Annotated in this window: 11 protein-coding genes, 2 tRNA genes and 1 other RNA gene; 10 read left to right on the top strand and 4 right to left on the bottom strand. The window is 58.0% G+C overall.

Annotated elements, in window-relative coordinates:
• The first annotated feature begins 7 nt into the window (after positions 1 to 7).
• From AAH446_RS19130 to AAH446_RS19120, 3 genes are all read left to right on the top strand, one after another.
• A tRNA-Pro gene (locus tag AAH446_RS19130) sits at positions 8 to 84 on the top strand.
• Positions 85 to 161: 77 nt separating this feature from the next.
• Positions 162 to 238 (top strand) — tRNA-Pro (locus tag AAH446_RS19125).
• 34 nt (positions 239 to 272) lie between these two features.
• Positions 273 to 386, top strand: a non-coding RNA gene (locus tag AAH446_RS19120) — RtT sRNA.
• 388 nt (positions 387 to 774) lie between these two features.
• On the opposite strand, the gene hemY is transcribed toward AAH446_RS19120, so the two are convergent.
• Genes hemY through hemC form a run of 4 tightly spaced genes read right to left on the bottom strand, consistent with a single transcriptional unit; the run spans position 775 to position 4797 of the window.
• Positions 775 to 1962, bottom strand: coding sequence for a protoheme IX biogenesis protein HemY (gene hemY / locus AAH446_RS19115; RefSeq protein ID WP_342908271.1), 1188 nt, complete (start codon positions 1960 to 1962; stop codon positions 775 to 777).
• 2 nt (positions 1963 to 1964) lie between these two features.
• Positions 1965 to 3095, bottom strand: coding sequence for a uroporphyrinogen-III C-methyltransferase (hemX, locus tag AAH446_RS19110; protein ID WP_342908270.1), 1131 nt, complete (start codon positions 3093 to 3095; stop codon positions 1965 to 1967).
• Between the two features lie 17 nt (positions 3096 to 3112).
• On the bottom strand, positions 3113 to 3859 hold the full coding sequence (gene hemD / locus AAH446_RS19105) for a uroporphyrinogen-III synthase (RefSeq protein ID WP_342908269.1): 747 nt from the start codon (positions 3857 to 3859) through the stop codon (positions 3113 to 3115).
• On the bottom strand, positions 3856 to 4797 hold the full coding sequence (gene hemC / locus AAH446_RS19100) for a hydroxymethylbilane synthase (RefSeq protein WP_342908268.1): 942 nt from the start codon (positions 4795 to 4797) through the stop codon (positions 3856 to 3858). The genes hemD and hemC overlap by 4 nt, the downstream gene beginning before the upstream one ends.
• 287 nt (positions 4798 to 5084) lie before the next feature.
• Here hemC and AAH446_RS19095 point away from each other — a divergent pair, with 287 nt between their 5' ends.
• From AAH446_RS19095 to uvrD, 7 genes are all read left to right on the top strand, one after another.
• Positions 5085 to 7640: a class I adenylate cyclase gene (locus tag AAH446_RS19095; protein WP_342908267.1), complete on the top strand. Its 2556-nt coding sequence runs from the start codon at positions 5085 to 5087 to the stop codon at positions 7638 to 7640.
• 147 nt (positions 7641 to 7787) lie between these two features.
• Complete coding sequence (gene lptM / locus AAH446_RS19090; protein ID WP_342908266.1) at positions 7788 to 8066, top strand: LPS translocon maturation chaperone LptM; 279 nt, start codon at positions 7788 to 7790, stop codon at positions 8064 to 8066.
• A gap of 27 nt (positions 8067 to 8093) precedes the next feature.
• Complete coding sequence (gene dapF / locus AAH446_RS19085) at positions 8094 to 8918, top strand: diaminopimelate epimerase (RefSeq protein ID WP_342908265.1); 825 nt, start codon at positions 8094 to 8096, stop codon at positions 8916 to 8918.
• The gene (locus AAH446_RS19080; protein WP_342908264.1) at positions 8915 to 9622 is read left to right on the top strand and encodes a DUF484 domain-containing protein; all 708 of its coding nucleotides are present in this window, start codon (positions 8915 to 8917) and stop codon (positions 9620 to 9622) included. Before dapF ends, AAH446_RS19080 begins: the two co-directional genes overlap by 4 nt.
• Complete coding sequence (gene xerC, locus AAH446_RS19075; RefSeq protein ID WP_342908263.1) at positions 9619 to 10527, top strand: tyrosine recombinase XerC; 909 nt, start codon at positions 9619 to 9621, stop codon at positions 10525 to 10527. Before AAH446_RS19080 ends, xerC begins: the two co-directional genes overlap by 4 nt.
• Complete coding sequence (yigB, locus tag AAH446_RS19070) at positions 10527 to 11243, top strand: 5-amino-6-(5-phospho-D-ribitylamino)uracil phosphatase YigB (protein ID WP_342908262.1); 717 nt, start codon at positions 10527 to 10529, stop codon at positions 11241 to 11243. Before xerC ends, yigB begins: the two co-directional genes overlap by 1 nt.
• A gap of 62 nt (positions 11244 to 11305) precedes the next feature.
• A complete protein-coding gene (uvrD, locus tag AAH446_RS19065; protein WP_342908261.1) occupies positions 11306 to 13468 on the top strand; it encodes a DNA helicase II in 2163 nt (720 codons plus the stop codon).
• Positions 13469 to 13531 lie beyond the last annotated feature (63 nt).

The raw sequence follows: 13531 nt of genomic DNA, 5'->3' as shown, positions 1-13531 counted from the left end.
TACTCGTCGGCGAGTAGCGCAGCTTGGTAGCGCAACTGGTTTGGGACCAGTGGGTCGGAGGTTCGAATCCTCTCTCGCCGACCACTTTTCAAAACCTTGCCGAGGCAGGGTTTTCTGCTTAAGGTCTGCGGATCTGAGCAATAGCAGTATCAGCATGATATCGGCGAGTAGCGCAGCTTGGTAGCGCAACTGGTTTGGGACCAGTGGGTCGGAGGTTCGAATCCTCTCTCGCCGACCAATTTAGAAAAGGCCAGCTTTCGAGCTGGCCTTTTTGTCTCTGTCGCTCACAGAGGATGAGAACCTCCGAAGGAGGTTTGAGCCGAGCGAAGCGAGACAACGTTGCTTCAGCAACGGCCCGAAGGGGAATAATCCTCTCTCGCCGACCAATTTAGAAAAGGCCAGCTTTCGAGCTGGCCTTTTTGTTTTTGTCGAACGGCCAGCCTTGAGCGCGCAGCGGTATCCTCTCTCCGGCACGCCCTGTGCTATAGTAGTGCTGTAGATGCTCATTCCACTCCTTATGTTTGCTAACGCTTCATAAATCCGGGAATGATGCAGAGCCCTTAGGGTACCTGTTGTCCACCCACCCATATCGTTGTAAGACCTTACGGGAGCCAGGACACTACGTTGAGTCAGGTACCAGCCAATTTGTTTTACCGATCTGAATTTTACACCTGCCCGTCCGGCAGGTGTTTTTTTTGCCTGCGTCCCGGCCGGCCTCAGATCGCAGGCAAAAAAAAGCCGGGCGGATGCCCGGCTGTGCAGTGATAATCTAAATCAGTTATTTTTCAGCGTCAGCAGCAGGCCATCACGCCGCATTTCAGCCGCTTCCTCAGGCTTCTGCTGACGATCCAGCGTATCCGCCAGCCACGCATAGTCAAAGGCATCAGGACGCTGCTTCAGCGCCTCTCTGAACGCCTCGCTCGCCTGCGCCCATTCACCATGCTTCATCAGGAGCTGACCCAGCGTACTTTGCAGCAGCGGCGTCGCGCCATGCTGCTTGATCTGCTGACGAAGGGCTTTTTCCAGCTGCTCGGGATTGCCTGCCTTCAGGCGCGGCATCAGCAGGATCAGACGCTCGTCATAGCCACGCTTCAGGCCATCCAGCACAATTTCCTGCGCGGTATCGTGATCGTTGCAGACAATTAAGTGATCCGCCATAGCAACCTGTAACGCGGGTTCGTGACGGGTTTTCCGGCTCTGGGCCTGCCACCAGCTTTTCAGCCCTTCGCTGCCCTGTTCAGCCATCGCCTGGTTCATCAGACCCAGCCAGGCATCCTGCTTCAGCGCCAGACGGTGGGCTTCATCTGCCACCTGCGCTTTTTCCATTGAGGGGAGGATATCCAGCAGAGCGTTCCAGGCACCGGTACGCACATACGCCTGTTCGGCCAGACGAAGCACCTCAGGATGGCGGGGTGCCACTTCAAGCAGACGGTCGATGCCGTTGCGTGCGGCATGATCTTCATTACGCGCCAGCTGAATACGTACGCGGGTGATCTCAACCGGCAGCTGATCGCTACCCGCCAGCTCAGCGGCGCGCTCAAGATGCTGATTCGCGCGGATCTCATCGCCACGCTGCTGGGCAGCTTCCGCCGCCAGCAGATAGTTGACGACCGGCTGCTCGGCATGGTCGGCATTGCGTGACAGCAGCTTCTCAACCTGGCGATAGTCTCCTTCCGCCAGCTTAATCAGGGCGGCGTTTGTTTGCTTACGGGCGCGTTTGCCTTTGCGACCGCGGAACCAGCCGCGGGTGCGCGCGCCCGTTCTGAGCAGGCGACGCACTACCCACTCGATAATCAATATGGCGATAAGCGCCAGGATCAGGATAATCACCAGACCCGTGACGCTGGTTTCGATGTTCCAGCTGTCGGTCTGGATCAGCACATAACCCTGATGCCCGGCCAGCAGAGGCCCAAGCACCACGCCCGCCATCAGTAACAGAAATAGGATCAGAACTTTAAGCATGCTTATTCTCCCTGCTGCTGTTGTCCTGCACCGGGCTGAGCCAGCAGGCTGCGTACGCGCGTTTGCATCAGTTTATCCAGCATAGGCTGGCTTTGCAGCGCTTCAGGAAGATCCATCGACACGTTTTGCTGGCTCAGCTCATCCAGCTGGCTCAGGAAGGTTTTCGTCGCTGGATCCCGGCTGTCAAACCAGGCGCGAACCCAGGCCGACACCGTATCAATTGACTGCCGGTAGATTTCATCCTGATGCCGCGGTACCGCCTGCGCGGCGATCAGCAGACGCGAGCGTATATTCTCACGCAGGTAGACATCCTGATTAGGGGCAAGCAGCGGCTCGGCGGTGGTATCGCGGCGACGGATGGTAATAAAATCATCCATAAAATTGTGCCAGCTTTTTACCAGGTTCTGTCGCCATTCGCGCAGTGAGGAAGAGAGTTCACCGCCGTCGGCATCCATCGGCGTATCGTCACTGTCATTGTCAGCCAGGCGCAAATTATCCACGCCGTTAGCCAGCTGATTCAGCTTGAGGATGGTCCCGTCGTAGTCAACCTGGCTGAGCGCCGCGAGGGTACTGATATCGTTGGTCAGCGCACGGCGGGCCTCAATCAGGCTGGGATCGTTCATATCTGCCAGGCTGGCGTCCGCACTTTTCAGCAGGGCGACGGCGGTGGTGACGTCCTGATCGCTCCACAGTTTACGTCCTGCCAGCTTCACCAGGTAGTCTGCCTGAGCCAGCAGCCAGGTCTGGGCATCATTACCGGAAATGGTGGCGACTTTCTCTTTCAGCTCATCCAGCTGCTGACTCGTGGCGGCCTGCTGCTGGCGTGAGGTATCCAGCTCGCTGGTTGCCGTTGTCATTTGCTGCTCCAGCGATTTTTTGTCGCTGCTGGCCTGCTGCCGTAAATCAGCAAGCTGCTGCGTCAGTGCCTCACTGGTGGCGGCCTGCTTCTGCGCCAGGTGTTTACCGTAAAAAGCGAGGCCCGCACCTGAGGCCAGCGCGATGGCAATTGCCAGTATGGCCAGCCCCGTCCCGGTGTTGTTAGCTTTGCGGCGTGGCTTTTGCTCCGGAGTTGAAGTGTCCACCACCGGGGTGGTCTCCTCAACTATGGCAGAGGAATCTTTTTGTTCCGTCATTGTCGCTCTTCCCATCTTTAGGTTTGTTGTAACGCTCGTAGCAACGCGTCGTTATCGGCACCATCGGCTATCCGGATATCCCGCCAACGCAACTCCTTTGCGCGGATCGCCAGACGTTCACTGACGACAATCAGCCGGCAGTGCAACAGCCACTCCTCACGATCTATCTCAAGGAACAGCGAGTAAAGTTGTTGCAGCATTTCGCCACTGGTCACGACCAGCGTATCAATTCCCCGGTCGCGCCAGCGGCGGCCTTCCGTCGCACCCTGGTAAATTTTCGCACAGCGTTGATAGCATTCAACAAACTGTACATCAGCCCCGCGCTGTTGCAAGGTTTCCGCCAGTAATTCACGGCCACCGTTGCCGCGCAGTATCAGCGCACGCCTGTCGGCGACCTGCTGAAGAGCAGGCAGCTGTATCAAAATATCGCTGGTTTCACGCTCATGCGGCCAGATGACGTTCAGCCCGCTGGCGGCGTGAAGGGCCAGCGCAGTGGTGCGCCCTATTGCATAATAGTTCAGGCTGGCGGGCCAGCTTGCGCCCGCCCGGGCGATAGCCGGTTGAGCGTAATGAATAGCATGCTGCGATAAAACAAAAACCAAATCGCCAGGCTTTAGCGAATTCAGCTCGCCGGGCAGGCTGTCTAACTGCGTACCGGGGGTAAATTCGATCAGCGGCATCGCCCACGCCTCCCTGCCTGCGTGACGCAAGCGGCTGACCAGCTCCTGGGCAGCCGGTTCGGGACGCGTGACGAGTATGGTCATGCGGGCGGATTCCCCTGATAAACTTCCGTAAGAATTTCACGCGCGCCGTTATCCAGCAGCTCTTCCGCCAGGGAAATGCCCATTTTTTCGGCATCTTCGCGGGGGCCCCGGCGTTCGCCACGGATCATTTCCTTACCGTCCGGTGAGCCGACCAGGCCCCGCAGCCACAGCATGTCGCCTTCCAGTACAGCGTAGCTACCAATTGGCACCTGACAGCCGCCTTCCAGGCGGGTATTCATCGCACGTTCCGCCTTTATGCGCGTGGCAGTATCGTCATCGTTCAGCGCAGAAAGCAGCGTGATGGTCTGGGCGTCATCAAGACGACATTCAATCCCGACAGCCCCCTGGCCCACTGCGGGCAGCGACTCTTCTGCGGGCATCGCGTGACGGATGCGCTCACCCAGGCCCAGACGTTTCAGGCCTGCAACGGCGAGGATAATAGCGTCGTATTCGCCGGCATCCAGCTTACCGAGGCGGGTGCCCACATTGCCGCGCAAAGATTGAATACGCAGATCCGGACGTCGTGCGCTCAGCTGGCACTGACGACGCAGGCTGGACGTGCCGACCACAGCGCCTTCAGGCAGGGCGTCAACGGAGTCGTACTGGTTAGAGACGAAAGCATCAAGCGGATCTTCACGTTCGCAAATCGTGACCAGGCCCAGCCCTTCCGGGAAATCAACAGGAACGTCTTTCATGGAGTGAACGGCGATATCCGCGCGATCGGACAGCATCGCCAGCTCCAGTTCTTTAACAAAAAGCCCTTTGCCGCCAACCTTCGCCAGCGGGGTATCGAGGATCACATCGCCTTTGGTCACCATCGGCACCAGCTCAACGCGAAGCCCCGGATGGCAAGCCATCAGGCGTTGCTGAACATAATGTGCCTGCCACAGGGCAAGCGGACTTTGTCGGGTGGCAATTCTTAAAATTTTGTCTAACATGCTTCTTACCGTTTTGATCGTTCATTGATTATCCTATCATTGATACCGGAATGCTGTCAGTTTCCGCGGTTTTAAACGGCAGGAAAGGGACGGATTCCGGGATCTTCGGCCAGGTTGAACGTAAAACGTGCTAATATGTTGTGTAGCGCAACTTTCTTTACGGTCAATCTGTCTGGTGTTAGATTGATCACGTTTCCAGCAATAATTTGCCCGACTATTTCTAAACCAAGCGGCAAATTTCGGAAACAGGGTTTTTTGTAAGCACTGGGATAATCAGGCGAGACGTCTTGTACCTCTACATAGAGACACTGAAACAGAGACTGGATGCCATCAACCAGCTGCGCGTCGATCGCGCTCTGGCTGCCATGGGGCCTTCGTTCCAACAGGTCTACAGTCTGCTGCCAACCTTATTACATTATCATCATCCATTGATGCCGGGTTACCTTGAAGGTAACGTTCCACATGGCATCAGCTTCTACACGCCTGATGAAAGTCAGATTGCATATCTCGATGATTTAATTGAAAAATCCGGAGCAGATGCCAGCTTGCCATCGCCGGGTGAGATGCCGATTACCGGCGTCTACTCGATGGGCAGCACCTCCTCCGTAGGGCAGAACAGCACCTCCGACCTGGATATCTGGGTCTGCCACCAGTCGTGGCTGGATAATGAAGAGCGCCTGCGCCTGCAGAAGAAATGTACGCTGCTGCAAAAATGGTGTGCGGCAATGGGTGTGGAAGTGAGCTTCTTCCTGATTGATGAGAACCGCTTTCGCCATAATGAGAGCGGTAGCCTGGGCGGCGAAGACTGCGGCTCAACGCAGCATATCCTGCTGCTGGATGAGTTTTACCGCACCGCCGTGCGCCTGGCGGGCAAACGTATTCTGTGGAATATGGTGCCGGGCGAGGAAGAAGAACATTATGACGATTACGTCATGTCGCTTTATCAGAAAGGGGTGCTGACCCCCAACGAATGGCTCGATCTCGGCGGCCTGAATCAGCTCTCCGCCGAGGAGTATTTTGGTGCCAGCCTGTGGCAGCTCTATAAAAGTATCGACTCGCCTTATAAAGCCGTACTGAAAACCCTGCTGCTTGAAGCCTATTCCTGGGAATACCCGAATACGCAGCTGTTAGCCAGGGATATCAAACAGCGGCTGCACGACGGTGAAATTGTTTCTTACGGTCTCGACTCCTACTGCATGATGCTGGAAAGGGTGACGCATTATCTCACCAGCATTGACGACAGCGCCCGTCTCGACCTGGTGCGTCGCTGCTTCTATCTGAAGGTCTGCGAAAAGCTCTCCGTTGAGGGCGGCAAGCCGGGCTGGCGGCGGGAAATCCTCAGCCAGCTGGTGAAAGAGTGGGGCTGGGATGCCGAGCGGCTGGCGATTCTGGACAGCCGTGCCGACTGGAAAATAGCCCGCGTGCGTGAAGCGCACAATGAACTGCTGGATGCGATGATGCAGAGTTATCGCAATCTGATCCGCTTCGCACGGCGTAATAATCTGAGCGTCAGCGCCAGCCCGCAGGATATCGGCGTGCTAACCCGTAAGCTCTATGCCGCTTTTGAAGCGCTGCCGGGGAAGGTGACGCTGCTTAATCCGCAGATCTCGCCCGACCTTTCTGAATCGCATCTGACGTTTATTCATGTGCCCAACGGGCGCGCGAATCGTGCCGGCTGGTATCTCTATAATCAGTCGCCGGATATGCAGTCCATCATCAGCCATCAGCCGCTGGAATATAACCGCTATCTTAATAAGCTGGTCGCCTGGGCCTGGTTCAACGGGCTGCTGACCAGTAAAACCCAGCTGCACATAAAGGGAAATGAGCTTTGCGATCTGGCCCGGCTTCAGGAGCTGGTGGCCGATGTGTCACACCATTTCCCGCTGCGTCTGCCTTCGCCCACCGCGAAAGCGCTCTACAGCCCCTGCGAAATCCGCCATCTGGCGATCATCGTTAATCTGGAATATGACCCGACGGCCGCATTCCGCAACCAGGTGGTGCATTTTGACTTCCGTAAGCTGGACGTGTTCAGCTTCGGGCAGCAGCAGCAGTGTCTGATCGGCAGTATCGACCTGCTTTACCGTAACTCCTGGAATGAGGTGCGTACGCTGCACTTTAACGGCGAGCAGGCGATGACTGAGGCGCTGAAAACCATCCTGGGCAAGATGCATCAGGATGCCGCGCCGCCGGACGCGGTCGAAGTATTTTGCTACAGCCAGCATCTGCGCGGTCTGATCCGTACCCGCGTGCAGCAGCTGGTGTCAGAGTGCATTGAGCTGCGCCTCTCCAGTACGCGCCAGGAGCCGGGCAGATTTAAAGCGCTTCGCGTGGCGGGGCAGACGTGGGGGCTGTTCTTTGAACGCCTGAGCGTATCCGTGCAGAAGCTGGAAAATGCCGTCGAGTTTTACGGGGCCATTTCGAACAATAAGCTTCACGGCCTCTCAATTAAGGTCGAAACGGATCAGACACGGCTTCCCGCGGTGGTGAACGGCTACGCCAGTGAAGGGATCATTCAGTTCTTCTTCGAAGATACGAAGGATGACCGGGGTTTTAATATTTACATTCTGGATGAAACAAACCGGGTGGAAATTTATCACCACTGCGAAGGAAGCAAAGAAGAGCTGGTGCGCGACGTGAGCCGCTTCTACTCCTCCTCGCATGACCGCTTCACCTATGGCTCCAGCTTCATTAATTTTAATCTGCCGCAGTTTTATCAGATCGTGCAGATTGAGGATCGCTTCCAGGTGATCCCCTTCCGCAGCCAGACGCTTGCTCAGCTCTGCGCGGTGGTTTCGGACAACGATCCCAACACGGATTACGCTCAGCGCTATCAGATGCACTGAGTCAGGGGTTTTATCCTGAAAAAAGCGTGACTTCCTGGCCGCCGCTGCACTTCCTCCGGCGGCAACGCTTCACCTTTTCCTGTTGCTTTTAGCCCTTCACCTGCGATGATAGACAACCAACAGGCACCTATAACGAGCAGAATAAGCATGAACAAACTGATTTGTCGGATGGCGCTGGCGCTGGCCGTTGCCAGCCTGGTGGGATGTGGGCTGAAAGGGCCGCTCTATTTTCCGCCAGCGAAACAGCCCGCGCAGCAAACATCCCCTGTGGACAAGCCAACCCGTGCGGATGCCCAGGCGCAGTCAACGACCACCGATGCGTCGCAAACGGAGAGTCAGGCGACCCCCGACACTGGCGATGCACCGCTAAATGACGGCCTGGTCCCGTCGGCGTCCGGTGAAGCGGACGTGCCGTCGGCTCAGTAAACAATGACGTACTCCTCGGAGCAGAAAATGCAGTTCTCCAAAATGCACGGTCTGGGCAATGACTTTATGGTGGTCGATGCCGTGACGCAAAACGTCTATTTCTCTCCTGAGCTGATCCGTCGTCTGGCGGATCGCCATCTGGGGATCGGTTTTGATCAGCTCCTGATCGTTGAGCCTCCGTACGATCCCGATCTGGATTTCCACTACCGTATCTTCAACGCTGACGGTAGCGAAGTGGCCCAGTGCGGCAATGGCGCACGCTGTTTCGCCCGCTTTGTGCGGCTGAAAGGGCTGACCAATAAAAGCGATATTCGCGTCAGCACGCAAAATGGTCGTATGGTGCTCAGCGTCACCCAGGATGAACAGGTCTGCGTCAACATGGGTGAGCCTGACTTTGAGCCACAGAAGGTGCCTTTCCGCGCTAACAAAGCCGAAAATCTTTACCTGATGCGTACCGCCGAGCAGACGGTCATGTGCGGTGTGGTCTCTATGGGCAATCCCCATTGTGTCCTTCAGGTCGACAGCGTAAAAACGGCGCAGGTTGAGCTGCTGGGACCGGTGCTGGAGAGCCACGATCGTTTTCCCGAGCGGGTGAACGTTGGCTTTATGGAAGTTACCAGCAGAGAACATATCCGCCTGCGCGTTTATGAGCGCGGCGCGGGGGAAACGCAGGCGTGCGGCAGCGGCGCCTGTGCTGCCGTTGCGGTGGGCATTCAGCAAGGTCTGCTGGCGGAGAAAGTCCGGGTCGATCTGCCGGGCGGCGCGCTGAATATTGCCTGGAAAGGGCCGGGTCATGCGCTTTATATGACCGGACCTGCCACTCACGTTTATGACGGATTTATCCATTTATGAAAAATGTCGGGGAACAACAGGCCGCCAGCGATCTTCTGCTGGACGATCGCGCAGTCAGCGATTACCTGCTGCAAAATCCGGACTTCTTTATCCGTAATGCGCGCCAGGTTGAGCAGATGCTGGTGCCGCATCCGGTGCGCGGTACCGTCTCTTTAGTGGAATGGCAGCTGGCCCGTCAGCGGAACCATATCGCCCAGCTGGAAGAAGAGATCACCTTGCTGATGGAGCAGGCCAGCGCCAACCAGCAGCTGTTCGATCGGCTGCTGACGCTACAGGCGAGCCTGGCCGCTGCGCCAAGCCTGCATGATATGCTCAACCGGCTACACCGCTGGGCGCGGGATCTGGGTCTGGCAGGCGCCAACGTGCGTCTGTTCAGTGAAAAGTGGCGCATCGGTGCGCCCTCCGGCTTTACCCAGCTGGCGCTCTCCCGGCAGGCGTTTGAACCGATCCGTATCCAGCGTCTCGGTAATCAGCACCATTATCTGGGCAACCTGAATGGCCCTGAGCTGTTACTGCTGCTGCCGCAGGCGAAGGCTATCGGCTCGGTCGCCATGTCGCTGATGGGGGACGAGGGCGAACTGGGCGTGTTGATTTTCAGCAGCCGTGATACCCAACACTATCAGTCCGGCCTGGGGACAGTTTTACTCCAGCATCTGTCGCAAATGCTGCCTGATTTGTTGCAGCGCTGGGTTGAACGCGTATGAGCACGGCCTCGCCTCTGCATACTGCCGTAGAGGGGTTTCTGCGCTACCTGAAGGTTGAGCGCCAGCTCAGTCCGCTGACGCAAATCAATTACCAGCGTCAGCTTGCCGCCTGCATCCCGCTGCTGGAGGAGATGAAGCTGACCGGCTGGGATAAACTGGATGCCGCCCAGGTCCGTTCGCTGGCGGCGCGCAGTCGTCGTGCCGGTCTCAAACCCGCCAGTCTGGCGCTTCGCCTCTCGGCGCTGCGCAGCTTCCTTGACTGGCAAATCGCGCAGGGCACGCTGAAGGCCAATCCGGCAAAAGGAGTGGCAACGCCGCGCGCGCCGCGCCATCTGCCGAAAAATATTGATGTGGATGAAGTCAGCCGCCTGCTGGAGATCGATGTGAACGATCCGCTGGCAGTACGCGATCGGGCGATGCTGGAGATCATGTACGGCGCGGGCCTGCGTCTTTCGGAGCTGGTCGGTATTGATACGGGGCATCTCGACCTGGCTTCCGGCGAGGTCTGGGTGATGGGAAAGGGCAGCAAAGAGCGTCGCCTGCCGATTGGCCGTACCGCCGTCGAATGGGTGGAGCACTGGCTGGAGATGCGCGAGCTGTTTGCGCCGGAAGATAATGCCGTTTTCCTGTCGATGCAGGGCAAACGCATCTCCACCCGCAACGTGCAAAAACGGTTTGCGGAGTGGGGAGTGAAGCAGGGGATCGCCAGCCATATTCATCCGCACAAATTGCGTCATTCCTTCGCCACGCACGTGCTGGAGTCGAGCGGGGATTTACGCGCCGTGCAGGAGCTGCTCGGCCATGCCAATCTGACGACCACCCAGATCTATACCCATCTCGACTTTCAACATCTGGCTTCGGTTTACGACGCCGCCCATCCCCGTGCAAAACGAGGCAAATCCTGATGCACTTTTACCGTCCGCTGCGTCCCGTCGCGGCGATGACCTTTGATCTGGACGATACGCTCTACGACAACCATCCCGTGATCCTGCGCACCACCCAGGAATCCCACGCCTTTTTACAAGGCTATCACCCGGCCCTCAGCCAGTTCAGCGTTGAGCAATATCAGCAGCTGCGTGACGCCCTGCGTGAACGGGAGCCGGAGATCTATCACGACGTCAGCGAATGGCGTCGCCGTGCGGTGGAGCTGGCGATGCTTAACGCCGGCCTTTCCGGGCGGGAAGCGGATGAGGGCGCGAAGGCAGTGATGGCGAATTTCGCCCGGTGGCGCAGTCAGATAACGGTGCCGGAAGAGACCCACGCTACGCTCGCCGCGCTGGCGCAAAAGTTGCCGCTGGTGGCGATCACTAACGGTAATGCGGAGCCGCATCTGTTTGGTCTGGATAAATACTTCCAGTTCATTTTGCGGGCGGGCCCGCATGGGCGGGCAAAGCCCTGGCAGGATATGTATCACCTGGCGGCGGAAAAGCTCAATCTGCCGCTCTCCAGCATTCTGCATGTGGGAGATGACCTGACGACGGATGTGGCGGGTGCCGTGCGCTGCGGTATGCAGGCATGCTGGATTAACCTGCGGGAAGGCAACCTGATGCATATCCGCGACGGCCGGCTGCTGCCGACGCTGGAAATTTCGCAGTTGGCTTCGCTGACCGCGCTGATATAATAAGCTGGTTAAATATCCAGTGAGCGGTGCGCCGCTTCTTTCCCTCTTTTCTGGCGGTGCCTATGGACGTTTCTGAATTACTGGACGGGTTGAATGATAACCAGCGCGCGGCTGTCGCCGCGCCGCGCAGCAATTTGCTGGTGCTGGCGGGGGCGGGCAGCGGAAAAACACGCGTGCTGGTTCACCGGATCGCCTGGCTGATGGCGGTAGAGAATTGCTCCCCCTATTCGATCATGGCGGTGACCTTTACCAATAAGGCGGCGGCTGAAATGCGCCACCGTATTGAGCAGCTTATCGGCACCAGTCAGGGGGGGATGTGGATCGGTACCTTCCACGGCCTGGCGCACCGTCTGCTGCGCGCCCACCACCTGGACGCGAATCTGCCGCAGGACTTTCAGATACTCGACAGCGAAGATCAGATGCGCCTGCTTAAGCGCCTGATCAAAGCGATGAACCTGGACGAGAAGCAGTGGCCCGCCCGTCAGGCGATGTGGTACATCAACGGGAAAAAAGACGAAGGGCTGCGGCCAAAGCATATCGAAAGCTACGGCAATCCGGTGGAGCAAACCTGGCTGCGCATCTATCAGGCCTATCAGGAAGCGTGCGATCGCGCCGGCCTGGTCGACTTCGCAGAGCTGCTGCTGCGCGCGCATGAGCTCTGGCTCAACAAACCGCATATCCTCAACCACTACCGTGAACGCTTTACCAATATCCTGGTTGACGAGTTCCAGGATACGAACAACATCCAGTACGCCTGGATCCGCATGCTGGCGGGCGATACCGGGAAAGTCATTATCGTGGGCGACGACGATCAGTCTATTTACGGCTGGCGCGGTGCGCAGGTGGAGAATATTCAGCGTTTCCTGAACGATTTTCAGGGCGCCGAAACCATTCGTCTGGAGCAGAACTACCGCTCGACCAACAATATTCTGAAGGCGGCCAACGCCCTGATCGCCAACAATAACGGACGCCTGGGCAAAGAGCTCTGGACTGACGGCAGCGACGGCGAGCCCATTTCCATCTACTGCGCCTTCAACGAGCTGGATGAGGCGCGCTTTGTCGTCAACCGCATCAAGGTGTGGATGGAAAACGGCGGTGCGCTGATCGACTGCGCCATCCTTTACCGGAGCAACGCCCAGTCGCGCGTGCTGGAAGAGGCGCTGCTGCAAACCAGCATGCCTTACCGTATCTATGGCGGAATGCGCTTCTTCGAGCGTCAGGAAATCAAAGATGCGCTGGCCTATCTGCGCCTGATTGCCAACCGCAATGACGACGCGGCGTTCGAGCGCGTGGTGAATACGCCCACGCGCGGTATCGGCGATCGCACGCTGGACGTGGTACGCCAGACGGCCCGCGATCGGCAGCTGACCTTATGGCAGAGCACCCGCGCGCTGTTGCAGGAGAAAGCGCTGGCAGGCCGCGCGGCCTCGGCGCTTCAGCGCTTCAGCGAGCTGGTGGACTCTCTGGCGCAGGAAACCAGCGAGCTGCCGCTGCATGTGCAGACTGACCGCGTCATCAAGGACTCCGGCCTGTGGCTGATGTACGAGCAGGAAAAAGGTGAAAAAGGCCAGGCGCGCATCGAAAACCTTGAGGAGCTGGTTAACGCCACGCGTCAGTACAGCTATCAGGATGAGGATGAAGACCTGATGCCGCTACAGGCGTTCCTTTCGCACGCCGCTCTGGAAGCGGGCGAAGGCCAGGCGGATAAATGGCAGGATGCGGTGCAGCTGATGACGATGCATGCCGCCAAGGGCCTGGAGTTTAAGCAGGTGTTTATCGTCGGTATGGAAGAGGGCATGTTCCCGAGCCAGATGTCGCTGGAAGAGGGCGGCAGGCTGGAGGAGGAGCGCCGCCTGGCCTACGTGGGGGTGACGCGTGCGATGCAGAAGCTCACCTTGACCTATGCCGAAACACGCCGCCTGTATGGCAAAGAGGTTTACCATCGCCCCTCCCGCTTTGTGGGTGAGCTGCCGGAAGAGTGTGTGGAAGAGGTGCGCCTGCGCGCCAGCGTCAGCCGCCCGGTCAGCCACCAGCGGATGGGGACGCCCGTGACGCAGAACGACAGCGGTTTTGCCCTCGGCCAGCGGGTACGCCATGCCAAGTTTGGTGAGGGGACTATCGTGAACCTGGAAGGAAGCGGCGATCACAGTCGCTTACAGGTTGCGTTCCAGGGGCAGGGCATCAAGTGGCTCGTCGCCGCCTATGCTAAGCTGGAAACGGTCTGACTCCGCCGGGCGGCCCCTGCGCCGCCCGTCATGCCTCTTATCTGTCCCGGCCCGTCATGCCGC

Origin of the sequence: Erwinia psychrophila, from assembly GCF_039023475.1 — a bacterium.
Taxonomy (GTDB): Bacteria; Pseudomonadota; Gammaproteobacteria; order Enterobacterales; family Enterobacteriaceae; genus Erwinia.
This window is presented reverse-complemented; position numbering and strand designations above follow the sequence as displayed.